General features: G+C 50.4%; 26 protein-coding genes and 1 pseudogene. 14 read left to right on the top strand and 13 right to left on the bottom strand.

The genetic code is table 11. The features are described from left to right. Nucleotides 1-256 precede the first annotated feature (256 nt). The 8 genes and pseudogenes from ACXAFR_RS16340 (at nucleotide 257) to ACXAFR_RS16305 (ending at nucleotide 4,396) form a co-directional block, all read left to right on the top strand. Complete coding sequence (locus ACXAFR_RS16340) at nucleotides 257-694, top strand: response regulator (protein WP_475178735.1); 438 nt, start codon at nucleotides 257-259, stop codon at nucleotides 692-694. A gap of 15 nt (nucleotides 695-709) precedes the next feature. Further along, nucleotides 710-943, top strand: a pseudogene (locus ACXAFR_RS16335) (helix-turn-helix domain-containing protein); the annotation flags it as partial. After that, a complete protein-coding gene (locus tag ACXAFR_RS16330) occupies nucleotides 921-1,184 on the top strand; it encodes a hypothetical protein (protein WP_475178734.1) in 264 nt (87 codons plus the stop codon). The pseudogene ACXAFR_RS16335 and the gene ACXAFR_RS16330, both read left to right, overlap by 23 nt. Nucleotides 1,185-1,214: 30 nt before the next feature. Beyond that, on the top strand, nucleotides 1,215-2,279 hold the full coding sequence (locus tag ACXAFR_RS16325; RefSeq protein WP_475178733.1) for a HAMP domain-containing sensor histidine kinase: 1,065 nt from the start codon (nucleotides 1,215-1,217) through the stop codon (nucleotides 2,277-2,279). A gap of 381 nt (nucleotides 2,280-2,660) precedes the next feature. Further along, nucleotides 2,661-3,347, top strand: a complete 687-nt coding sequence (locus ACXAFR_RS16320) for a Bax inhibitor-1/YccA family protein (protein ID WP_475178731.1) — start codon at nucleotides 2,661-2,663, stop codon at nucleotides 3,345-3,347. 65 nt (nucleotides 3,348-3,412) lie between these two features. Beyond that, nucleotides 3,413-3,757 carry a DsrE/DsrF/TusD sulfur relay family protein gene (locus tag ACXAFR_RS16315; protein WP_475178729.1) on the top strand — a complete coding sequence of 115 codons (345 nt, stop codon included), beginning with the start codon at nucleotides 3,413-3,415 and terminating at the stop codon, nucleotides 3,755-3,757. A 1-nt stretch (nucleotide 3,758) separates the two neighbouring features. Then, complete coding sequence (locus tag ACXAFR_RS16310; RefSeq protein WP_475178727.1) at nucleotides 3,759-4,091, top strand: hypothetical protein; 333 nt, start codon at nucleotides 3,759-3,761, stop codon at nucleotides 4,089-4,091. Next, the gene (locus tag ACXAFR_RS16305) at nucleotides 4,088-4,396 is read left to right on the top strand and encodes a hypothetical protein (RefSeq protein WP_475178725.1); all 309 of its coding nucleotides are present in this window, start codon (nucleotides 4,088-4,090) and stop codon (nucleotides 4,394-4,396) included. Before ACXAFR_RS16310 ends, ACXAFR_RS16305 begins: the two co-directional genes overlap by 4 nt. Before the next feature lie 10 nt (nucleotides 4,397-4,406). Here ACXAFR_RS16305 and ACXAFR_RS16300 read toward each other — a convergent pair whose 3' ends face one another. The 3 genes from ACXAFR_RS16300 to thrH form a co-directional block, all read right to left on the bottom strand. After that, nucleotides 4,407-4,826, bottom strand: a complete 420-nt coding sequence (locus ACXAFR_RS16300; protein ID WP_475178724.1) for a secondary thiamine-phosphate synthase enzyme YjbQ — start codon at nucleotides 4,824-4,826, stop codon at nucleotides 4,407-4,409. Nucleotides 4,827-4,897: 71 nt separating this feature from the next. Then, nucleotides 4,898-5,209, bottom strand: a complete 312-nt coding sequence (locus tag ACXAFR_RS16295) for a Rieske (2Fe-2S) protein (protein WP_475178723.1) — start codon at nucleotides 5,207-5,209, stop codon at nucleotides 4,898-4,900. 22 nt (nucleotides 5,210-5,231) lie between these two features. Next, nucleotides 5,232-5,831, bottom strand: a complete 600-nt coding sequence (gene thrH, locus ACXAFR_RS16290; RefSeq protein ID WP_475178721.1) for a bifunctional phosphoserine phosphatase/homoserine phosphotransferase ThrH — start codon at nucleotides 5,829-5,831, stop codon at nucleotides 5,232-5,234. 395 nt (nucleotides 5,832-6,226) lie between these two features. On the opposite strand from thrH, the gene ACXAFR_RS16285 reads away from it, so the two are divergent. Further along, a complete protein-coding gene (locus tag ACXAFR_RS16285) occupies nucleotides 6,227-6,961 on the top strand; it encodes a phosphoadenylyl-sulfate reductase (protein WP_475178720.1) in 735 nt (244 codons plus the stop codon). Nucleotides 6,962-7,018: 57 nt separating this feature from the next. Here the strand turns inward: ACXAFR_RS16285 and cysB are convergent, their stop codons facing one another. Then, the gene (cysB, locus tag ACXAFR_RS16280) at nucleotides 7,019-7,993 is read right to left on the bottom strand and encodes an HTH-type transcriptional regulator CysB (protein WP_475178719.1); all 975 of its coding nucleotides are present in this window, start codon (nucleotides 7,991-7,993) and stop codon (nucleotides 7,019-7,021) included. Further along, complete coding sequence (locus ACXAFR_RS16275) at nucleotides 7,990-8,169, bottom strand: hypothetical protein (protein ID WP_475178717.1); 180 nt, start codon at nucleotides 8,167-8,169, stop codon at nucleotides 7,990-7,992. Before ACXAFR_RS16275 ends, cysB begins: the two co-directional genes overlap by 4 nt. Nucleotides 8,170-8,387: 218 nt before the next feature. On the opposite strand from ACXAFR_RS16275, the gene ACXAFR_RS16270 reads away from it, so the two are divergent. Then, nucleotides 8,388-9,404 (top strand): CorA family divalent cation transporter, encoded by a 1,017-nt coding sequence (locus tag ACXAFR_RS16270; protein ID WP_475178716.1) that lies wholly within the window; start codon nucleotides 8,388-8,390, stop codon nucleotides 9,402-9,404. A 19-nt stretch (nucleotides 9,405-9,423) separates the two neighbouring features. Here the strand turns inward: ACXAFR_RS16270 and ACXAFR_RS16265 are convergent, their stop codons facing one another. Beyond that, a complete protein-coding gene (locus ACXAFR_RS16265; protein ID WP_475178714.1) occupies nucleotides 9,424-10,188 on the bottom strand; it encodes an SDR family NAD(P)-dependent oxidoreductase in 765 nt (254 codons plus the stop codon). 208 nt (nucleotides 10,189-10,396) lie between these two features. On the opposite strand from ACXAFR_RS16265, the gene ACXAFR_RS16260 reads away from it, so the two are divergent. Then, a complete protein-coding gene (locus ACXAFR_RS16260; RefSeq protein ID WP_475178713.1) occupies nucleotides 10,397-11,392 on the top strand; it encodes a LacI family DNA-binding transcriptional regulator in 996 nt (331 codons plus the stop codon). Here ACXAFR_RS16260 and udk read toward each other — a convergent pair whose 3' ends face one another. The 4 genes from udk to ACXAFR_RS16240 all read right to left on the bottom strand — a co-directional run bounded on the left by udk (nucleotide 11,393) and on the right by ACXAFR_RS16240 (nucleotide 15,270). Beyond that, a complete protein-coding gene (gene udk / locus ACXAFR_RS16255; protein ID WP_475178712.1) occupies nucleotides 11,393-12,013 on the bottom strand; it encodes a uridine kinase in 621 nt (206 codons plus the stop codon). Between the two features lie 104 nt (nucleotides 12,014-12,117). Then, entirely contained in the window at nucleotides 12,118-12,741 is a 624-nt protein-coding gene (gene upp, locus ACXAFR_RS16250) for a uracil phosphoribosyltransferase (protein WP_475178710.1), read from the bottom strand. A 23-nt stretch (nucleotides 12,742-12,764) separates the two neighbouring features. After that, entirely contained in the window at nucleotides 12,765-14,000 is a 1,236-nt protein-coding gene (locus tag ACXAFR_RS16245) for a DUF1688 family protein (RefSeq protein ID WP_475178709.1), read from the bottom strand. Further along, entirely contained in the window at nucleotides 13,993-15,270 is a 1,278-nt protein-coding gene (locus ACXAFR_RS16240) for a GTP cyclohydrolase II (protein ID WP_475178708.1), read from the bottom strand. The genes ACXAFR_RS16245 and ACXAFR_RS16240 overlap by 8 nt, the downstream gene beginning before the upstream one ends. A 290-nt stretch (nucleotides 15,271-15,560) precedes the next feature. Between ACXAFR_RS16240 and ACXAFR_RS16235 the strand changes: the two genes are divergently transcribed. Beyond that, a complete protein-coding gene (locus ACXAFR_RS16235) occupies nucleotides 15,561-16,511 on the top strand; it encodes an isopenicillin N synthase family dioxygenase (protein ID WP_475178707.1) in 951 nt (316 codons plus the stop codon). Between the two features lie 139 nt (nucleotides 16,512-16,650). Beyond that, nucleotides 16,651-17,097, top strand: a complete 447-nt coding sequence (gene azu, locus ACXAFR_RS16230) for an azurin (RefSeq protein ID WP_475178705.1) — start codon at nucleotides 16,651-16,653, stop codon at nucleotides 17,095-17,097. A gap of 11 nt (nucleotides 17,098-17,108) precedes the next feature. On the opposite strand, the gene ACXAFR_RS16225 is transcribed toward azu, so the two are convergent. From ACXAFR_RS16225 to ACXAFR_RS16215, 3 genes are all read right to left on the bottom strand, one after another. Then, entirely contained in the window at nucleotides 17,109-18,329 is a 1,221-nt protein-coding gene (locus ACXAFR_RS16225; RefSeq protein WP_475178703.1) for a NupC/NupG family nucleoside CNT transporter, read from the bottom strand. A 126-nt stretch (nucleotides 18,330-18,455) separates the two neighbouring features. Continuing rightward, complete coding sequence (locus ACXAFR_RS16220; protein WP_475178702.1) at nucleotides 18,456-18,914, bottom strand: response regulator; 459 nt, start codon at nucleotides 18,912-18,914, stop codon at nucleotides 18,456-18,458. An 11-nt stretch (nucleotides 18,915-18,925) separates the two neighbouring features. After that, a complete protein-coding gene (locus tag ACXAFR_RS16215; RefSeq protein ID WP_475178700.1) occupies nucleotides 18,926-20,593 on the bottom strand; it encodes a sensor histidine kinase in 1,668 nt (555 codons plus the stop codon). Nucleotides 20,594-20,743: 150 nt separating this feature from the next. Between ACXAFR_RS16215 and ACXAFR_RS16210 the strand changes: the two genes are divergently transcribed. Next, on the top strand, nucleotides 20,744-21,562 hold the full coding sequence (locus ACXAFR_RS16210; RefSeq protein WP_475178699.1) for a hypothetical protein: 819 nt from the start codon (nucleotides 20,744-20,746) through the stop codon (nucleotides 21,560-21,562). The last annotated feature ends 21 nt before the right edge of the window (nucleotides 21,563-21,583 follow it).

Here is a 21,583-nt window from a genome sequence, read left to right as displayed (position 1 = left end):
CTGAATTGAAGAAATGCGTTGTGAGATAATCCCTATGCAGCAGAGGTGTCGCATCATGCTGAAATGGATATATCTGAAGGACGCTTAATAGGCAGTATATTCACTGCAACCTACGCGATAGTCATTGATCGACAATCGCTTAATGTTTGGCCAGCACGACTTTCGTAAACTTCCACTCAAAATCTCGCCACCTGCACCGACCAATGAGGTTCACATACATTCGGCCAATTCACTGGCCGACCTTAAACTGATGTCTATGAGACGAATTCTCCTAATTGAAGATCATGAACGACTCGCCAAATTGATAGGTCAGGGATTATCCAAGGCAGGCATTGGCGTAGATGTCGTGGGCCGTATTGACGAAGCCTGGTCTGCGATTCAACAAGTGACCTATCAAGCGTTGATTAATGATCGTGGGTTACCGGATGGAGACGGTCTCTCCTTACTACCAAGATTGCGCACATCCGGTCATGGTCTTCCCTGCCTGGTTCTAACAGCAAGGGATGCGTTGCATGATCGTATACAGGGACTCAATGCAGGTGCCGATGACTATTTGCCAAAACCTTTTGCAATGGATGAGATGATCGCTCGTGTCAATGCCCTCTTACGTAGACCAATAGAGTTCCGAACGCTCAATTTGAGCTGTGGCGATCTGACCATATGCCCCGAGGATGGCGTAATCCGTTGTGGATAAAACACGGTCAATTTAGCGCCGGCGGAACTGCAAATCATACTGCAGTTAATGTACAAGCATCGCGAGGTCTTACGGCGCAGTATTTTAGAAGCTGCCGCGTGGGGCCTTAGCGACGCTGTCACACCAAACGCTTTAGATGTCGCGCTGCACCGAATCCGTCGCAAGCTCATCTCGATCGATTCGAACCAGAGGATCGTCAACATCAGGGGACATGGTTATGCATTGCGTGAAGAAGTTTCAGACCATTAGTTTGAGACTAAAGATCCTCCAGGCGTATTTTGCTGGGATGTTCGTCAGCTTGCTGATACTTGTCGTGGCCGCGACGTGGCTGATTCAAGGAGGCTATCTGCAGAAATGGGACTTTGCCGACCTACCCAATGAAATGACCAAGCACCTTCGCTATAACCAGGAAGGTTATCCCGTTGGATTTGAACTGAGTGAAATTGAGTTCGTCGGATGGATTTACGACATTGAGCTAGAAGGTGCTTAACGCATTTTAGATGACTCTGGTGAAGTCATTTTGACAACCAGCAATAAACCGCTATTTTGGCCCGAAAAAAGTGAATTAATCCATTTGGAGCGACGACGTTTTGAATTCGGTCATCAAGGAGAACAGTTTTACGCAGCGACCGAACCCTTCACACATAACGACAGAACCTGGTACCTCCAGGTGGTTGTCAGTAAACGCTTTATGGCGTTTTTGCACCGTGTTGCGCTACCGCTTGTCAGAGACGGAATCGTTCTATTTGCCTTGGTATCACTTGTTGCATTCACTGTTTTTGCTTTTGTTATCTTCAGGTACACGTTTAAACCCTTGGAGAATGTCTCGGCCAAGGCGACGGCCATATCCCCCCGATCATTACAAGCACGACTGCCGACCAAATGCATCCCGTCAGAAATCGCACCGTTAATAACCAGCTTTAACCAGGTTCTGGATCGCCTTGAGCAGGGATACCTAATACAGCAAGAATTTCTCGCCAATGCAGCGCACGAATTGAAGACCCCACTCGCCTTGATTCGAGCACAAATTGAGCTGAATGGGGAAAACAACGACAGTCAGATCAAAGATATGCTCGCGGACGTCAAATACATGAGCCGCCAAGTTCAACAAATCTTGCTTCTTGCAGAGGTCAGCGAATCACAAAACTATCACTTTGTGGATGTACGAGTTGAGGACATCGTCAATGACGTTGTCCATTATCTGCAAAGGTTTAGCGAGTCAGAGAACGTTCGTGTGGAAGTTTCCGTAAGAAATGAAATCCATTGGACGGCGGATCGTGGCGCAATATTCACCCTATTAAAAAACCTTCTCGAAAACGCCATCCAGCATTCCCCACCGAATACCGTTGTTCGGATAAAAATATCGGAGGATACCTTGACCGTTCAGGATCAAGGCGTTGGGGTCGATGCCGACAATTTAATGCTGCTCTTTGAGCGATTTTGGCGAGCGCCACATCGTCGGGACCTCGGGGCGGGGTTAGGTCTAGCAATTTGCAAAGAAATCGCCCTAGCCCATGGCTGGCATATTTTTGCAGAAAAATCAGATCCCGGCTTACGATTTAGGATCATCAGATGGAATCTATAGCTGTTGACGTAAGGTTTCCATCAGAAAAATCACGTTGAAGGCTAAATTGGCGGGCGGATCCATACTTACCCATACCGTAATAAGAAATCATATTTTTTATCCTTAAAATCAAATAGTTAATTCACGAACCCACCATTTTTCTGAAGCCCTTGCTCTCCCAGAGCCAAGCAATTCTTAACATTTTTGCTACGTTTTCTCACTCAGCTTCGCGGGGCCTAACAAACTTTAGCGCTATACGCTTATCTAAGTCCCTGTATTACAATGCATTTAGTGACAAATCAGACTGATTTGATTTTGTCTTGATGCCTTGTATGATTAAGAAATAATTAAGTTAGTTGGTCGATAATTGTTGAACAACGCTTCCTAAGGGAGAAAACCTAAATGCAAGAAGTTTATTCGAGAACTAATACCGCTGGAGTCGTAGCACCGTCCAGCAACAAGGTATTAAAAAATACCTATACGTTGCTGGCTATGACAATGGCAGTGAGTGCCGTCGCCTGTGGCATATCCATGGTAGTCGGTCTCGGACAGGGCATGGCGCTAATCATGAACTTGGTGGCACTGGCCCTAGTGTGGTTTGTTCTGCCACGTACTGCTAATTCACAAAGCGGCATCTACGTCGTCTTTGGTTTCACAGCTTTGCTGGGCGCCTCACTTGGGCCTACCATTAGCTACTATTTGAACATGAGCGGCGGTTCGCAAATCGTCTTCCAGGCCCTTGCTGGTACGGCACTGGTCTTTTTCGGTTTGTCTGGCTATGTGCTGACGACTAAGAAAGACTTCAGCTTTATGCGCGGCTTCCTGGTAACCGGCCTTATCGTGGTTCTCTTGTGTGCCGTAGCGCTGATGGTCGCAGGCCTGTTTGGAGTACAAATCGCAGGCATGCACTTGGCACTGAGTGCGGCGATTGTGTTTCTGATGTCAGGCTTCATCTTGTATGACACCAGCCGCATCGTGAATGGCGGAGAGACCAACTATATTATGGCAACAGTCTCTCTGTACCTGAACATCTACAACTTGTTTGTCAGCCTGTTGCACATCATCGGTGCAGTCAGCGGCGACGACTAATCGACAGTTGTTAGTAGCTTCGTTAAAGGCTTCCTCTCCGAGGAAGCCTTTTTTGTGTCTGCCCTATGAATTTTGCTATCACACTATCCAGCCCTCCTGACTCGGCAACAACGCAGATCGCCCTGGAATTTGTCCGAACGACTATCGATAACGGGCATCACATCACCCGCATCTTTTTGCAGGGTGATGCAGTTCTGAACGGCGACGAATCACACGGCAAGCGACTCGCTCACCTCTGGCAGGAATTGGCACAGGCAAACATCGATCTGGTGCTTTGCTCAGCCAGCGTTGAGCGGATTGAAGCTCAAAATGACTTACTCGGATCCTCGCGTCTTCCCGGCTTTTCAATCGGTGGTTACGCTCAATTGGTGGACGCCAGCTTAAGCAGTAATCGCTTAATTCAGTTTTGATATGTCGACGTTATTCGTACTCAAATCAGCACCTTCACAAGTACCTCGGCAGACGGCCATAAGTGTCTGGCATACCGCCATGACCTATTTCGCCTTCGCCCAACCAATGGACATTCTCTTTATCGATAAAGGCATTGAGTTCCTGTCTTTGTCATCGGGACTTACCTGTGTGGAAGACGTCGACAACTATGGCCTGGCATCGGTTTACTGCTGCTCAGATACCGCGTTATCGATACAACTGGACACGATCTTTACGACTACGGAGGCGATTCTATTACCCAAAAAGGATTTGAAATCGTTTTTCCGCTCTTACCCTCGGAACTTTGTACTGTGACCAAAAGCGAGGGTGCCCGATTGGCATTAGTCAGCAACCCCATCGATAGTGACTCTCTCGACGGCTTATTACAGCTGTTGGAGCCAGGTGATGTTATCGTCTTTCTGGGAGAGGGATTAAACGCTTGCGGTCTCGCTTATAAAATACCGCAAACGATCACCTGCTACCGGGTCATTGGGCAAGGTCAAAGCTCTGAGGCAAATCCCGTACTCACACCTATACCCGATGAAGACGCCGTGGAGCCGCTTTCTACTCAAGAATTTGTTGAACTCTGCTGCGAGCGGCAACCCTTTACCTGGCGCTGATCCTAGCCACTCATTCGCCATTTAAGGTAACAACCAGCGAGCGCCGGCCACCGTGATTGCGATGCTCGCAGAGATAAATACCCTGCCAGATACCCATGTTTAAGCGTCCTGCAGACACGGGGATTCTTAAATCGGAACCCAGGATGCTTGCCTTCAGATGGGCAGGCATATCATCGCTGCCTTCATCGGTATGGCGATAATAGGGCTCGTTCTCTGGCACCCAGTGGTTAAAAAACTGCTCGAAGTCGTCTCGTACCGTGGGATCGGCATTTTCATTTATCGTTAGCGACGCCGAGGTGTGCTTGATGAAGACATGTAGAATTCCGATAGAGAAATCAACCAACTCTGGTACGGCCGAGAGAATTTCCCGGGTTATCAGGTGAAAGCCTCGGGGCTTTGCACCCAGTTGCAGCTCTTTTTGAATCCACATTATCGACGTTTACCTCCTGTCAATGAGTCATCGAATATCGAATTTTCGCCTAACAGGCGCAACCGTGACGCTCAAATTTCGATGCAGATGTCCGTCCCATCGTACTGAGGCGCGAAGGTTTTTACCCTACCCACCGCGGAAGGGGTCGGTGGCGCAGGCAGGCCATCCTCCAATTGAAAGCAGAGTCCATGCAAGGGGCAGCGTATTGCTCCTGCGTGAATACTGCCGCCATAGAGAGGCGCATCCATATGGGGGCAGCGATTTTCCAGAATAAAATGCCGCCCTTCCACTTGCATCAGTAAAACACTCTGCCCGCCAATTAGAAAAGACTGGCAATAGCCATCATATAGGCGATGCAACTTTTCAAGTCTGTGCAGAGTCATGACATAAACCTTTGGCGATCTGTTACTTCTCTGAAAGGATGTAACTCAGCAACGTCTCGTAATCGTCGAAAGCCGAAAATTGTGGATTTGCCAAGCGTATGGTTTCTGGAGCTCGAAATAAAAAACCCCGGTTCGCGATATTAAGCATTTCAAGATCATTATAGGAATCACCAACAGCGGTCACCGGATAATTCAAGCTTTGCAATGCTTCGACGGACGCCTTCTTTGCGGATTTTTGGCGCAGTTTTACACCGATGATTTTGGCGTCATCATCAACAACTAAACGGTGACAAAAGAGAGTCGGGTAACCCAACTGAGCGGAGAGTACGCGAGTGAACTCATAAAAGGTATCTGACAAAATAACAATTTGTATTTGCCGATTTCGCAGGGCCTGTAAAAATTCTACAGCGCCTTCCAATGGATGCAGCTTTTCTGTCACAGCAAGTACATCTGGCAGTGACCACCCCCCCTGGTTTAGTGCAGAGATGCGAATATCCATCAGCTCACTGTAATCGGCAATGTCACGAGTGGTTAGAGTAAAGCGATCATTTCCGGTCGCCGCCGCGAACGCGTGCCACATCTCTGGATACAGCACCCCCTCCAAGTCTAAACAGACAATCACTGTGAAATTTTCCTCGTTATCAACGACGCCATTCTATACTTAATCGAGAGACAATTTCGTTGCAAAGCCTACGCGACCGTCTGGGCATGACAATAGCCGGTGTGGTTTCCACGTGAAACTACTCATAACTTTTGGCAATTTTAACGCTAACCTACTGTTTCAAAAAGGAATTTAAACTTAACAAATTACTTTAAGTTTAACTCCTAACTTACTATCGAACCGCTTCCCCCTTTCCCAGGATCAACATCGTCGGCCTACCCCGTTTTATTCCTTTAAGGCATATGAATATACTGTTATATTATTTTTTATTCGTTGATGCATTTGTTAACCTTGGCGCCGGTTTTGCAGAAACCATTTTACAAATGACTTTTCGTCAACTAGTTTCGAGATGACCAATGTCAGAATTAATTGATGCCGTGGATATCGATCAGCAGCTGCAGGGAAAATCCCCGAAGCAGATTTTGAAGTTTGCATTAGAGCAATACGACAACATAGCCGTGTCTTTCAGCGGCGCCGAAGATGTTGTGTTGATCGAAATGGCTACCCGGATTCGTCCCGACGTCGGCGTGTTTTGCCTGGACACAGGCCGCTTGCATCCAGAAACCTATCGGTTTATCGAAGATGTCCGCAACCACTACAACATCAAAATTGATATCGTCAGTCCAAATGCAGAAGCGGTCAATAAACTGGTCAGCGAGAAAGGGTTGTTCAGCTTCTACCAGGACAATCACGGTGAATGCTGTGGCATCCGTAAAATTGAGCCACTAAAGCGTAAGCTGTCGGGACTGGACGCCTGGATCACCGGGCAACGCAAAGACCAGAGCCCGAACACTCGCGCAGAGATTCCAGTATTTCAAGAGGACGGCGCCTTTGCGGGTCACAGCGGTAGCCTGGCGAAATTCAACCCTTTGGCAAACTGGACATCACAACAAGTCTGGGACTATATCCGTGCGATGGAAGTCCCCTACAATCCGTTGCACGATTGCGGCTTTATCTCTATCGGTTGCGAACCTTGCACCCGCCCGGTAGGACCAGGTCAGCACGAGCGAGAAGGACGCTGGTGGTGGGAAGAAGCGACCAAGAAAGAATGCGGTTTGCATGCGACGAATCTCACCAACAGTGAGTCTTAAAAAAAACCGGCCTTAGCCGGTTTTTTTTCGTTTGAAATCCTGCAGCAATTCGCCGTATCAGTAGCAGGGAATTTCCATATTGGTGAACAGCTCCTCAACCTCCATGCGAGAGGTTTTATTATAGGCCTCCTCGACAATATCTTTGGTGAGGTGCGGTGCAAACAACTCGATAAATTCGTACATATACCCGCGGATAAAGGTGCCTCGCCGGAAACCCAGCTTGGTTACACTGGTGCGGAACAAATGACTCGCATCCAGGGCGACCAAATCACTGTCCAACTCTTCGTTATGGGCCATCTTGGCAATAATGCCGATTCCCAGGCCCAGTCTTACATAGGTTTTGATAACGTCGGCATCCGCTGCGGTGAATACGACTTTCGGCGCCAGCCCCTTTTCAATAAATGCTTCATCCAGCTTTGAACGGCCCGTAAAACCGAACACATAAGTCACTATCGGGTGTCGTGCGACGTCTTCAAGCGTCAGTTTTGACACCTGGCAAAGAGGATGATTTTTCGGGACAACGATGCAGCGATTCCAGCGATAACAAGGCATCATAATCAGGTCACTGAACAATTCCAAAGCCTCAGTGGCAATGGCAAAGTCCACAGTGCCGTCGGCTGCCATCTCTGAAATCTGCATGGGTGTGCCCTGATGCATATGCAAGGACACTTCCGGATAGCGGTTGATAAAGGTTTCGATCACAGGGGGTAGCGCGTAGCGAGCCTGGGTATGAGTCGTCGCCAGTGACAGACTGCCCTTCTTTTCGTTACTGAACTCCTGCGCGACCTGTTTGATACTGTCGACTTTACGCAGTATCTCCCCTGCTGTTTTGAGAATGGCTTCGCCCGCTGGGGTAATTCGTGTCAAATGTTTACCGCTGCGAGAGAAGATCTCCACGCCCAGCTCATCTTCCAATAAACGAATCTGCTTACTGATTCCCGGTTGGGAGGTATAAAGGCTTTGTGCCGTCGCAGAAACATTCAGATCATGATGAGCTACTTCCCATATGTATCTCAGTTGCTGCAATTTCATAAGGCCTCCACTTGACCCGCCAGCTTTTTCTTATAAAAACCTGAAGTTGTATACCCTGGAAGAATAGTTAGTTTCCCATTATTTTGCCAGCCATCTACCGAAAATTTGCTTTCAAAATAAACGTTTAAAGGAGAAACACCCACAATGACAAGGTACTGGCGGGCAAGTTTGCACAATCAGGCTGAATCCAGGTTTAACTCCAGATCAGCCACGCCGCCTCAAAAGATGTAAAGCACGCCAAACGATCAGGTCAGAGCGCTTGACGGACCAGGTCAAGCCTCTAGATCGGGTTTAATCGACACAAAACTGTCATACCCTTCCGCTAGCGTAGAGGTTTCGCACCTCTTCAGACTGCCGACCACCAGCGTTGGCCGACCTCTATTGCCAGACCGCTATGATTGGACATGTAGACTCTCTGTACGGCTCGGATCGCAATGGCCTGGTATGGGCTTACGTGTTTCATCCGGATAAACCCGCTGAAGAAGTCTCTTCACAAAACATTCTTTCCTGCCTGAAAAACATCACCGACGGCAATCAAGATGGCTTTTTATGGTTACATTTCTCGCTATCAAACTCGGCCTCAAAGTTCTGGCTCAAACGCCATCTCAACCTACCAGAAACGTTTTTTGAATCAGTCACCGGGGAACCTGGGTCTACCCGCATAGAACAGGAGAACGAGTCACTTGTCGCAGTGATACACGATGTGCAGTTTGATTTTACGTACGATACGTCAGGGATATCCCTGGGCAGCTTGTATATTGATGCCAATCTCGCGATCAGTGCTCGTCTGCGCCCCCTCCGCTCTCTGGATGCCTTACGCAACCAAATTCGCAAGGGCAGAGAACTTCGCTCACCGACAGCCTTATTGGCCGAACTATTACAGCAGCAAGCTGCTGTACTGACCGAAGTGCTGCGCAAATCCACCTGGCGGCTGGATCATATTGAAGATCAGTTGCTCGCCAATCGAATTTCTTTCAGTCGTAGTGAGCTGGGCAATTTACGCCGAACTCTGGTACGGCTCCAACGACTGCTCGCCCCAGAACCTGCCGCCTTCTTTCGCTTGCTCAATCGACCTCCCTCCTGGATAACCGACGACGATTTAAAGGAAATGCAGCAAGCGGCTGAGGAGTTCTCCGTCGCTGTCGGCGATTCCGTTGCTCTGATCGAGCGGGCCAAATTACTGCAGGAAGAACTGTTGGCACTGCTCAACGAACAGACCAACCGAACGCTTTATGTACTGACGCTGGTAACCGTGCTGGCGCTGCCCATCAATCTGGTCGCCGGCCTGTTTGGAATGAACGTCGGAGGCATGCCCCTGGCCAACAATCACCTCGGCTTTTTTATTGTTGTCTCACTGTTACTCGGCCTAACAGCAACGCTAGCTCACCTCGCCTGGCGCAATCGGGATTAACACCAGATAGCGCCGGGGATTAATCTTCCCGACATACATTAAGCGGATTCCATGCCTGACGCACCGGCATGACCTCCAGGCGATTGATGTTCAAATGATTCGGCAAGGTCGCCAACCAATACAGAGTTTCCGCAATATCCTCCGGCTGTATCGGATTGACGCCTCGATAGAGATCGTCGTGGGCCTGTTGATTTCCCCCGGTTCGCACCAGAGTAAACCCACTCTCGGCCATGCCCGGTGCAATGTTGGTCACACGAACACCCGTCCCCAGTAAGTCACTGCGTAACGCCAAACTAAACTGCTCGACAAACGCTTTGGTGCCGCAATACACGTTTCCACCTGGATAGGGCCAGGCGCCGGCCACTGAACCGATGTTGATAATGCTGGCGCCGTCACCATTGGCAATTAATGTCGGCAACAATTGATGAGTTACGGTCGTAAGGCCTTTTATATTGGTATCAATCATCTGATGCCATTGAGACAGATCGGCTGCTTGTGCCGGACCCGTCCCCAGAGCGAGTCCCGCATTGTTGATCAACGTATGCACATCATTAAAGGGTGCCGGCAATTCAGTAAGGGCGGCTTTGACCGCTTCAGTATCCGTCACATCCAATGCCAGTGTGTACACCGATGCTTGAGCCGCAAGTTCTGCTTTCAATTCTTTGAGGCGATCATCTCGGCGTCCAACCAACACCAGATTCCATCCCTCTTTTGCAAAACGGACAGCTGCCGAACGACCAAACCCTGACGTAGCGCCGGTAATAAAAACTGTGGAACGGGACATGTGGCTTTCTCCTGAACTGAACGGTAAGACAAGTGGCAGTCTACAGGTCTGCGCCATAGAAAAGAATGCCGTGAGTCTTTTCACACAAGAAATGGAAAAATGTCAGTCAAGGGATCAAGGCGCGGTAAAAAACGAATGATGTTAATAGAGCCTTATTTTACAATCGGCAGCTCAGTAGTCGCTTCTCAAATGTAAACCCTGTGTATTTATGAGCTTCAGCAGTAACAAACGACGCGTTACCACCCAGGACATCGCCGAACGCGCGGGCGTATCCAAGGCAACTGTCTCCTATGCGCTTAATGGGACAGGTTCAGTAGCCACGGAAACAGCGGAGAGAATCCTGCAGCTCGCCAAGGAAATGGGCTATCAGGAAAACCGGCTGGCAAAAGCAACTCGAACTGGACGCTCGCAAAGCCTTGGCTTAATTGTTCCAGATCTGCGAAATCCTTTTTTTCCAGAACTCGCGCAAGCCGTCGTGGGCGCCGCCAGCGAAGCGGGTTATTCCATCTTACTGGTGGATGCACGCAACTCACTGTCTGAAGAAAGCCGCGGCATCCGGCGTCTGCTCGAATACGCCATCGACGGTCTTATCTGGTGTCCATTGACAGAGCGGTCCTTTGATAATCTGGAACTCTCCTGCCCCATCATTACGATCGAACGGCCCTTACCCAATTTCGATTGCGTCTACGCAGACTCCTACAAAGGCGGTCGTCTGCAGGCTGAACTCGTCATGCAAGCCGGTCATCGCAAACTTGGTGTGCTGTCTGGACCAGATCGCTCCCCGGTCGCAGCAATGCGCCGCCAGGGTTTTTACGATGCACTCACCAACGATATTCAGGTGGTTTGGGATATTGCCTTGGAATACGGCTCAAAAATCCCTTCCGATGTGGCCACAGATATTTGCGCTCAGGATGTTAGCTGTGTTGTTACGGCAAACGATACCCTTGCCATCGGTCTACTGCGAGTCTTTCAGCGTGCGGGGATTCAGGTACCGGAACAGGTTTCTATTGTGGGGTTTGATGCAATCGATCTGTCTGATTTGGTCTACCCGCCCCTGACGACCATTGGTTTACCCATTCCGGATATCGGCAAAACTGCACTAAATCTGCTTTTGCAGCGTCTTAAAGATCCCGGCATTGATCGGCAGGAAAAAGTCTTGGATGTCAGTATCGTACAAAGGAACAGCCTGCTGCACGTCGTTTAATCACGGCTGATTGCAATGACGACTGAGATACTCCAGGCAATAGTGCAACAAAGGTTGAGCCTGATCCTCGGCTGTCATACCAGCATCATATCCATAGATTTTATCGGCAGAGACCTTAGAAGGTTCCACCAATTGATCATGCAGTGGCACCACCTGTTGTTCGAATTGTTGCAAAGTTGCCTGTAGGGTACGTCCTCGCTCCAAGAGATCTCTCGCCAAGCGCCGTTTCCGCCGGATCTCCACAGGACACTCAATAAATACCCGATAATCGAAACTATTCCGCATTTCCGACGCGTGCAAGAGCAAGATGCCCTCAACCAGTATCAAGGGTTTTGGAGCCAACCGCCGCGTCTGCGAAAGGCGCTGGTGAGTGGTAAAGTCGTAACAAGGTACGTCGATGACATCGCCGTTACGCAAAGCATTACAGTGATTGGCCAGTAATTCGAATTCGAGAGATTCCGGCTCATCAAAATTTTTAATCCCGGCGTCCCCTCGATAATAACTGTCTTGGGAAATCACCGCACACAGCTCATCTCCAATTTCATCGGCAACCGTTTGCACAACCGTCGTTTTGCCAGAACAACTGCCGCCGGCGACGGCAATTACGTGAGCATTAATCAACTTATATCCTTAAACATCTTTGGCTAATCATTATTTTGTCGATCGATACGCCTTGATTCACACTCGATCAATCGTATTATTTTGGTAAATCATTTAACGCATTTTTATTGCGTATTGTAATAGCGGCCACCGACATCCCCGACACCCGGCAACAGGTAGCCATCTGGATCCAAGGACTCATCATTAACCAATGCGTACAGATCGATATCTGGATGTGCCGACAACAACGCTTGACGGCCTTGAGCCGACGTTAAAATGGTTAAGAACCGAATATCCTGGCAGCCGTTTTCTTTCAAACGACTGACTGTCGCAATAGCGGTATCTCCCGTCGCGATGATCGGATCGAGCACGAACACCGCCGCCGCGGCCACACCTTTTGGCATTTTAAAATAATACTCAACGGTGGTCTGAAGGAATTTATCCCTGTAAATACCCACATGCCCTACCGACGCCTTAGGCCAAAACGCCTGTATGCTGTCAGACATGCCGTTGCCCGCCCGCATGATTGGAATCAATGCGATAGGCTTTGCCACCTTGCGTCCACTGGCTGGCGCCAGAGGAGTTTCCAGACTGACATCGAGCAGCGGTAAATCCTGCGCCGCGGCCATAAACAACTCGATGGCCAATTCCCCGATCAGCTTACGAAAACGTTCCGGTGGCGTGCTGGCAGAACGCAGATCAGCGAGCTTATGCTGGAGAATCGGGTTGTCCAACAACTTCTCAGACATAAAAACAAACTCCAACCTATCAATTAAAAAACTGTTCCATCACTGACGATCGTCAGTGGCGGTGACATATCTGCACGCAGCTGCTTGGCGATTTCCCGACCAGCAGCCCAGGTCCCCCCCTCCAAGACCCTTGCCAGGGGAAAACTCGCCTCATCGACACCCAAATTTTCTCGAATCCTTTGGCCAATTCGATCCAAAAGTGCAACGGTGAGCGCTCGCCACTCTACGATAATCGGCTCTTCCGGTCGCCAGGGCTGAGCAGCCAATTCCGGCTTTCGCAGTTGCAATAAGCCAGAATCTAGCAACAGGCCACCATTGCGGTATTCCGCCAGTCCAGTCAACTGCTCGATGCCAACCACCGGGAAACCACAGCGTTCAAAGGTCTCGCATATGGAGTAGCACAGCCATTGAGATAACTTGTGAAAGGGAACGAGGGAATCCACTCCGTCGCCTAGCCCAGAATACACCCAGGTATCTCCCAAATTGATATTCTCTACGTTCAGGCGGGACGGCCAAATATGACCAAACTGTCGCAAGAGCGCCAGAAGTATCGATTGTGCGGCAATTGGTTTGCCAGCAGACTGCCGAATTATTCCGACCCCGAAATCGGATAAACGGCCAAGAGGAAACGCCTCAGGTTGAGACGCCATAGTTTCGGCCAGCGCATGCAGGAGCCCAACCCGCCCTGGTACCCCCGTTAGCGGGTTATCCTCGCGGACTTGAAATAAACGACAGAAGTCTGTTTCAGTTACCGATCGCAATCCATCAATGGATGCGATCGGAACCTCCGCCGAGGTCTGCCCGAAGGCGCCTGAGAGAAAACTGTCGAGACTCGCCAGAGCGAGACCTTCAGAGCGCCCGATGGCGGCATTCCCCTCACTAAGATAACGCCACGTGGCGCCGGCGCCGGCGTCAAGTAACACCGACGGAATAACCATATCAAGGGACGTTTGCAGCTGCTCGAGTGGTGATTGCGAACGAACAATCTGATCAAAGCGTTCCAATTGCCGCCGATTGCCGACTTCAAAGTGTCGCCACCGAGAATGATAGGGAACCTTTAAATCCGGATAGTTTTTCTTCATGACTGCGAGCACCTGATCAGCGACCACAGACAGGTTTTCACTGTGATAGCGAAACTGTGTTCCGCCGCTCTCACACAGAGACAGCATGCGTTCCGCTTGCGATCGGATCGTCTGCGGTAATAACAAGCGCTCGGCATCGGCGACCGACACCTTAGACAAGAGAGAGTGATCAGACATCGCCGCGCCCGCCGTCCAAATTTCGGCCTTTCACCGATTCCAATTCTCCGCCCTGCTTTATATCCCCATCGGTGAAATAACCCGCGGCCTTTTTAGCCTCGATCTCGACGTGAGCGTCTTCCGGGATTAAACCGCTGGGAATGCCGACTCGATTGACCACGTCAATACCGCTGTTGACAATAGCGTCGTATTTCATGTTACTCATCGAGTGCAAGTTATGAATCTTACGAATCCCAAAATAATGCAGCACATCGGGCATCAATTCCTGAAAGCGTGCATCTTGAACACCCGCGACACATTCGGTTCGTTCGAAATAAGTTGCGGCACTGTCCCCGCCCTTCTGCCGTTTGCGGGCGTTATAAACTAAAAACTTCGTCACTTCGCCGAGTGCACGGCCTTCTTTTCGAAAATACACAATTAAGCCCACCCCCCCTTCTTGAGCGGTTTTAATCGCTTCCTCTATCCCGTGGGTCAAGTAGGGGCGACACGTGCAGATATCTGATCCAAAGACATCCGATCCGTTACACTCGTCATGAACACGACAGGTAAGCTCAACACTCGGTTTCGCCAGATCTTCCATGGCACCAAAAATGTACGCGGTAGTACTCCCAATGGGAGGCAACAGAACTTTGAGATCAGAGCGGGTAACCAATTCAGGAAACATACCGCCGGTTTCACGAAACAAAATTTTTCGCAGGTCCGGTTCGGACAAACCGAATCTCGCGGCCAGTCCCGGCAAATACCAAACCGGGTCGATTGCCACTTTGGTGACTTTGGCGTCACCACTGGCTGTGACAAATTTGCCGTCGGCGTGCAACCGCCCTTCCTTTAACGCCTCGCGAACCTCTGGGAGTTGTAAGCGCGCCTGGGTCACTGCAATCGTGGGCTGAATGTTAAAACCTTGCTGAAGATATTCGCCAAACGCCTCGACGGTATGCGCACCCCAAGGATCGAGCGAAATAATTTTGCCGGGCTCGGACCAGGCCGGTTGCGGCGCCAGTCTGTCGGTAGGCTCGGTGTTGTGAAGGTCCGGCCGATGCCTGGGAGGAAATTTGCCAGATGCGATCGACAGCGCCCGATAGATGGTGTAACTGCCGCTGTGGCTGCCAATACAATTGCGATGCTGACGTTGCGAAACGGTACCGATAACCGGACCACGCTCATGGGGATGCGCAGCCCCCCAGTGAATCTTTGGGACCACCGATGGCTGGTCAATGGTATGGGACGTAAGGCAAATGTGCTCGACGCCCGTATGAGACTGCTCACCCATAACGAAACTCCCTGATAACCAACTCCTCCGTGAGGTTTATTGGGAATCTTGCCACTTAAACCTTGGACGCAGCATAGACACCCGGCCAGACGGTTTGACCGCCTTCCTTCCATTATAGAAAACCGCGCCAGACTGAACTTAACCGTTTAACTCGATTCTTGTCAAACTCTGCAAACTCGTCCAGTATCGCAATTGCGTCGCAATACCCTGCCCCAAGTCAGACCTCGGCAGAAAAACGGCCTGAATGTCACCAGTACGCTTGATTGTCACAAGAGAGATAGGATATCGCCGTGAATCAAATTGCACACTCCCCCACCCAGCGCAAAGTTCCCAGGCTTTCTCTTGAGACGTTCCACAGCGCCGCGACTCGTCAGACGTTTATCGACGATCTCTACAGCGCACTCAATGAATTCGGATTTGTGGTTATTGCTGATCACGGTATAAGCAGCGCTGATATAGGGCGGGCTTATCATTTGTGCGAACAATTGTTTAACCTGCCCTTCGAGATCAAAAACCAATATGGTGACGGCAGCGGGCAACGCGGCTATACCCCTTTTGGGCGGGAGCACGCTGCAGGAAACCCCCATCCCGATTTAAAAGAGTACTGGCACATTGGGCCGGAAGTTCCACTACACAGCCCTTACCATTCCGTCTATCCGAGCAACTATTGGCCCAGCGAGATTCCCGCATTTAAACCCTTTTTTCGGGATCTGTATCTTCAGCTGCTTGCCGTCGCATCACAATTGCTAGGGGCCATCGGTGACGCATTGACACTGCCCCAAGGCTTTATGCAGAAACTGATCAGCAATGGCAATTCTGTTCATAGACTCCTGCATTACCCTGCCACTGAACATCTAGCCACCGAAAATTCGCTAAGGGCCGCGCCCCACGCCGACATTAACTTGATGACACTTTTGGTTGGCGCTACAGACAGCGGCCTGGAGTTGAAAGATCGCGATGGCAGCTGGCTCGCAATCGATGGTGAACCCGATGATATTATCGTCGACACTGGCGATATGATGGCCTTGATTACCAACAATCATCTGCCAGCAACCTTGCATCGAGTGATTAACCCCGTGGATACCCGGCGGCCCCGTTATTCCATGCCGTTTTTCGTGCATCCCCACAACGACGCACTGCTGGAATGCCTGCCTCCCTTTGTCGCAGAGCAAGGCGCTCAATTTAGCCCCATTACCGCTGGCGATTTTTTACAACAGCGCCTGAGGGAAAACGGTTTTTAAAGCACCCTTCCAACGCCAGTCCCCAAATCAGGCTGACTCACAAAAAAGCGCAACTGATAATTGTTATCATTTGAATAATTTGTCATGATCCTCTCTTGAGATCGATTTATGGTCAAAAACGCAATTGGAGTAAGAGAGAATGATGAAAACGTTACTGCTGGTCTGTGGTGCACTACTGATTTCTGGACAGGCATTTGCAGGCGACTGCGAAGCCACCATCACCAGCAACGACATGATGCAGTATGATAAATCGGAGCTGGATATCCCAGAAAGCTGCACGGAATTTACCCTGAACTTGGCCCACAGCGGACAATTGGATAAACGCGTCATGGGCCACAACTGGGTACTATCCAAAGCCGATGACGCTCAAGCCATTGCCCGAGACGGGCTCGCCGCAGGTCTCGAAGGCGATTACCTAAAGGCTGACGACGAACGCGTGATCGCCGCTACCAAATTGATCGGCGGCGGAGAATCCACCAGCGTTACCTTCAAGGTCGCAACGCTGACAAAAGATGACAGCTACCTGTTTTTCTGTTCGTTTCCCGGCCACATCGGCATCATGAAGGGCTTCGTTAAGCTGGTTTGAACACCCGCAATCTACAACGCCAGGAAAAAACCTGCAATTGCCGCACTCATCAGATTGGCGAGGAATGCGGCAATAACAGCGCGCAAACCGAGCTGTGCAAGGTCTGAACGCCTTTCCGGTGCCATAGTCCCCAAACCTCCCAACTGTATCGCAATTGAGGCAAAGTTCGCGAAACCACATAACGCGATGGTCACAACCGCCTGCGAATAGGGAGACAATTGCTCGTGAACCCGTGACAACTCGACATAAGCGACAAACTCGTTGAGCACCAACTTCTGTCCAATCAAACTGCCAGCCAGGGCGGATTCGGACCAGGGAACTCCCAACAGCACTGCGATGGGCCGAAACGCAACACCTAACATACTTTGTAAGCTGGCATCGGGGTAACCCAGGTACTGCCCTACCCAGCCGACAAATCCATTAAACAACGCAATCAATGAGATAAAGGCCAGCAACATGGCGCCTATATTGACCGCCAACGCCAGTCCAGTTGTCGCGCCACCAGCCGCAGCATCAAAAAGGTTGGTGTATTGATCGCGATTATTGGTGACCAGATGCCCCTGCTCTTGTGCTGACGCAGTTTCCGGCAATATCAATTTCGCCATCAATAAACCTCCGGGCGCCGCCATAAAACTGGCCGCCAGCAGATAGCTCAAATCAATCCCCAGGCCCACATACCCCGCCAACAAGGATCCAGCTATCGTTGCCATGCCCCCCACCATAACGGCGAAGAGCTCTGAGCGCGTCATGCCGGCAACAAAAGGCCGCACCACAACGGGAGCCTCGGTCTGGCTGACGAAAATGTTCGCTGTCGCCGATATCGATTCGGCTCGGCTGGTTTTTAGCAAGCGTTGCAATAAGCCACCGAGGGTAGCTACAACCCAGCCCATAACCCCGACGTAATAGAGGACCGCCATCAGCGAAGAGAAAAAAATAATCGCCGGCAAGACATGAAACGCGAAAATAAAGCCAAGCTTTTGGCTGCCGATATCACCGAACAGAAATTCAATGCCGGAAGTGCCATAACTGATGACACTGCCAACACCGCTGGAAAGCACCGCAAAAAGCGCTTTGCCTTGAGGAATAAATAAGGCGATAGCCCCCAGAAAGACTTGTAAAAAAAGCGCGACCCCAACCGTTCGCCAGTTAATTGCCGTTCGGTTTTCCGACAGGCCAACAGCGATGGCCAAAAAAATCAAGGCCCCCAAAAAACACACAATCGATCCCGGCATTCGACTTCCCTGTAGGTAATGAAACTGACGACAGATAGCTCATCATATACACCTGTCTCAGGATGGCAAAGTCCGGGGAGCTGCCAAGCAGGGGCTGATTTTGGTCGGCAGACAGCTGTCTATACGTTACGATGGCTTACGACTTTCTTTTATCGGCGCTCGCCTCATAGAAACCGTCTTCAAATACAGAGATAACATTTGAAAAATGTTGCTGTATTTGTCGTCAAAACTGTTCTTCACCATGTAGCCAGCAACGAATCGCTGGTAGGCTTTATCGATATCTTCAGGCGCCCCAGAGGTGGTGAGTACAAACACCACCGTTCCTGAAAGCGCGGGCACCTGCCGCAGCTGTTCAAGAAATTCATGCCCGTTCATCACGGGCATATTGAGATCGAGCAATACAATATAAGGGACGGCAGCGTCACCCAGTCCCAAATTCTCATTGAGAATAGCCAGCGCCTGCTGACCATCGGTCGCCTCTTCAACGGGGTTTTCAACGCCATTTTTCTTAAGGTACCGCCGCACAGCACGACGATCGACCTCATCGTCATCGACGATCAGGATTTTTGTGTCTGGTAGAGCCATAAAGGTAAACACTAGGTGTTCCGCGGGTGTTTGGGCCAAAGAAACGACGCACAAGCGCCGCTGTTTTCGGCTCGATTCGACAGTTTGAGCTGCCCCCCTTGACGATGCAATATTTTTTCGACAATCGCCAAGCCAATCCCTGTCGTGCCGGTATCGCCCCGGGGCTTTACTGTTCGGAAGAGACCAATGACTTTTTCTTCCTGCCCTTCTGGAATACCAGGACCATTATCCAACACCAGGAAATTATAGTTGTCTCCCTGATCTTCACAGCGCACAAAAACCTGGGGATCAATGGCAGCACCGTGGCGAATAGCATTATCGATTAAATTGCGCAATACCGTTGCCAAGGGAGCCGTTTCAGTAACGAACTGCGGCATGGTATCGATTTGGATATCCAGGTTACGGGGCTGATCCAGAGTTTCAATAATTCGCTCAACAAGTTTGTTAGCATCACAAAACTCTGCCTGAGAGGGCGTGTCATTGACTCGGGCATAAGCCAACAGCCCATCGAGAAGCTCATGCATTATACGACTGCGCGCGCGCAGCTTTTGCAGATCCTCGCGGGAGGTGTTCGACAGTTGGCTCTCCTCATCTTCCAGCACCCATTGCGCAAGGCAGTTGATAGCACGCAGTGGCGATTTCAAATCGTGGCTGGCGACGTAGGCGAAATCTTTTAATTCTGAATTTGAACGCTGTAATTCTTCGGTATAGCGCATCATATCACTGACATCGGTCCACGACGAAGAACTGAACAAAACCTCTCCGCCGGCACCGCGAATGGCATTGGTATTCAACAGCACGGGAACACGTTCACCCGAACGCGCCACAACATCGACTCGAATGTTGCGCAAGCGGCCTGTCGCTTGAAACTCATCTATCGCCGCGCGAATGCTCCCAAGGCTTTCAGGATGATAAAAATCCATGACCGGACGACCTATAAACTCTCCTTTGCCATAACCCAGACGCTCTTGCACGCGAGCATTGCAATCCAGCACACAGAAACTGACCGGGTCGACCGAGAGAAACATGTCCGGAGACGTATTCCAGAGCAGATGAAACCTTTTGCGCGACGCGTCAATTTCACGGTTGAGACCTTCCAAGGCCGCATTCTTATCCTGCAGCGCATTGGAAAGGCGAATTTCTTCGGTGATATCGACGTGAATTCCGACCATGCGTTCGGCATCGCCCTGCGCATCCCACTCGATCACTTTTCCCTGACAATACACCGTGACCCAATGCCCTTCGGCATGGCGATAACGGACGTTCTGCTGATAGGGATGTTGGCCGTGAGTGGCACAGTGGCGCTCGAAGTTGCCCATGGCTACCCGCAGATCATCAGGATGTATCAGATCCTGCCACTCCTCGGGTGAATGGCGCTTGGTCGCAGGATCAACCCCCAGGGTTTTCCAAAAATTAGGCGACATATACTCGAAATTCTTTTTGATATGCCAATCCCACCAGCCGTCGTTGACCTCTTCTAAGGCATAACGCACGAGATCATCTTTTATGAGCAAAGATTCGCTGGCGCGCTTTGGCACATCATCAACCTGTCGACGAGCTTCTGCCAGTTCCGCCTCTGCCGAAGCCAAACGTCGTTCCAGTTCGGCAATACGGTCTGCGTCGGCAAGCGCTCGGCTGGTCTCGGACCGACTGGTCTCGGACTGACTTGTCTGAGGCATGAATTCCCAATCTTGGCCAGGCTGGCCGTTTGTGATTATGTCTTATCACTAAGTATACGCAATTCGGAGAGTAACCGTACATCCACCACCATTGCGTGACAACACAGAGACTTGTAGTCTGCAGTAGGACCTAGCCGACAGGAGGCAACAATGACACCGGATTCGCTCACTAATACAATGACCGAGCAGGGATTCGTCATCTTTCCACACATCTACAGCGCCAGTGACTGTATGGCTCTTGAAGCGGAAACCGGTGAGATGATCGTCAATTACTACAATCGCGATGAACTTATGCGGCACAGTGTCTACCCCTCCGATTCCAGTGAGACACGTACCAGTCACGCCTTTATGATCGCCGAAGCAGACGGCCCGCTTCCCACCGTGGATCATTCCCACCTGCCTACCATCAGCCGTTTTTTACGAGACCACAACCAGCAACTCACCGCTCTCAACGGCAGCGCCCCAGCTCCAAGTGATCGCTGTATGCTGAACTTTCAAAAGTATTTAACCGGCAGCAAACCGGTTGCCGAGCACTTTGACGGCGAATACCTGAAAACGAAACGCCTCGACGATGGCGAATTTACACTGCTGGAAGGGATACTCCCCCGATACGTTGCGGTACTTGTCACGGAAAATCACAACGACGGCGCAGGCATAGAGTTGCTCGATAAAAGCGCTAACGTCACCTATGCTCCGACGCTTCACGGAGGGGATCTGGTTCTGTTCGATAACATTCGCTTGCGCCATCGCGTCCCGCTGCTGGCTGCACCGCGCACCACGATCGGCTTAAGAAGCTTTGATTTTCAGCCCTATCACTATGCCGCCAACGAGACTCAGTTCCTCGGCAGCGGTTATCAACAAACCGCCGAGGGCTGGGTTAATCCAAACATCGATTGCAAACATCGATTGACGCAATTTATGGCCGATGAATGGCCTCTACTGCGTTCCGACTACAGCCATTATTTTTGATTCTACAACTTGCCATCCCCG

The organism is Pseudomaricurvus sp. ABR4_320 (assembly GCF_056159445.1).
Note: the sequence above shows the minus strand (reverse complement) of the source record. Positions and strands in the feature narration are given on the sequence as shown.

Excerpts from the sequence above, each read along its gene's own strand:
- ACXAFR_RS16310 (WP_475178727.1), top strand. The coding sequence starts at position 3,759 with ATGTCGACGTTATTCGTACTCAAATCAGCACCTTCACAAGTACCTCGG.
- ACXAFR_RS16240 (WP_475178708.1), bottom strand. The coding sequence starts at position 15,270 with ATGGGTGAGCAGTCTCATACGGGCGTCGAGCACATTTGCCTTACGTCC.
- ACXAFR_RS16265 (WP_475178714.1), bottom strand. The coding sequence starts at position 10,188 with ATGTCCCGTTCCACAGTTTTTATTACCGGCGCTACGTCAGGGTTTGGT.
- ACXAFR_RS16285 (WP_475178720.1), top strand. The coding sequence starts at position 6,227 with ATGTCAGAATTAATTGATGCCGTGGATATCGATCAGCAGCTGCAGGGA.
- ACXAFR_RS16210 (WP_475178699.1), top strand. The coding sequence starts at position 20,744 with ATGACACCGGATTCGCTCACTAATACAATGACCGAGCAGGGATTCGTC.
- ACXAFR_RS16245 (WP_475178709.1), bottom strand. The coding sequence starts at position 14,000 with ATGTCTGATCACTCTCTCTTGTCTAAGGTGTCGGTCGCCGATGCCGAG.
- ACXAFR_RS16220 (WP_475178702.1), bottom strand. The coding sequence starts at position 18,914 with ATGGCTCTACCAGACACAAAAATCCTGATCGTCGATGACGATGAGGTC.
- ACXAFR_RS16315 (WP_475178729.1), top strand. The coding sequence starts at position 3,413 with ATGAATTTTGCTATCACACTATCCAGCCCTCCTGACTCGGCAACAACG.
- ACXAFR_RS16340 (WP_475178735.1), top strand. The coding sequence starts at position 257 with ATGAGACGAATTCTCCTAATTGAAGATCATGAACGACTCGCCAAATTG.
- ACXAFR_RS16320 (WP_475178731.1), top strand. The coding sequence starts at position 2,661 with ATGCAAGAAGTTTATTCGAGAACTAATACCGCTGGAGTCGTAGCACCG.
- ACXAFR_RS16270 (WP_475178716.1), top strand. The coding sequence starts at position 8,388 with ATGATTGGACATGTAGACTCTCTGTACGGCTCGGATCGCAATGGCCTG.
- upp (WP_475178710.1), bottom strand. The coding sequence starts at position 12,741 with ATGTCTGAGAAGTTGTTGGACAACCCGATTCTCCAGCATAAGCTCGCT.
- ACXAFR_RS16225 (WP_475178703.1), bottom strand. The coding sequence starts at position 18,329 with ATGCCGGGATCGATTGTGTGTTTTTTGGGGGCCTTGATTTTTTTGGCC.
- ACXAFR_RS16295 (WP_475178723.1), bottom strand. The coding sequence starts at position 5,209 with ATGACTCTGCACAGACTTGAAAAGTTGCATCGCCTATATGATGGCTAT.
- ACXAFR_RS16300 (WP_475178724.1), bottom strand. The coding sequence starts at position 4,826 with ATGTGGATTCAAAAAGAGCTGCAACTGGGTGCAAAGCCCCGAGGCTTT.
- azu (WP_475178705.1), top strand. The coding sequence starts at position 16,651 with ATGATGAAAACGTTACTGCTGGTCTGTGGTGCACTACTGATTTCTGGA.
- ACXAFR_RS16215 (WP_475178700.1), bottom strand. The coding sequence starts at position 20,593 with ATGCCTCAGACAAGTCAGTCCGAGACCAGTCGGTCCGAGACCAGCCGA.
- ACXAFR_RS16260 (WP_475178713.1), top strand. The coding sequence starts at position 10,397 with ATGAGCTTCAGCAGTAACAAACGACGCGTTACCACCCAGGACATCGCC.
- cysB (WP_475178719.1), bottom strand. The coding sequence starts at position 7,993 with ATGAAATTGCAGCAACTGAGATACATATGGGAAGTAGCTCATCATGAT.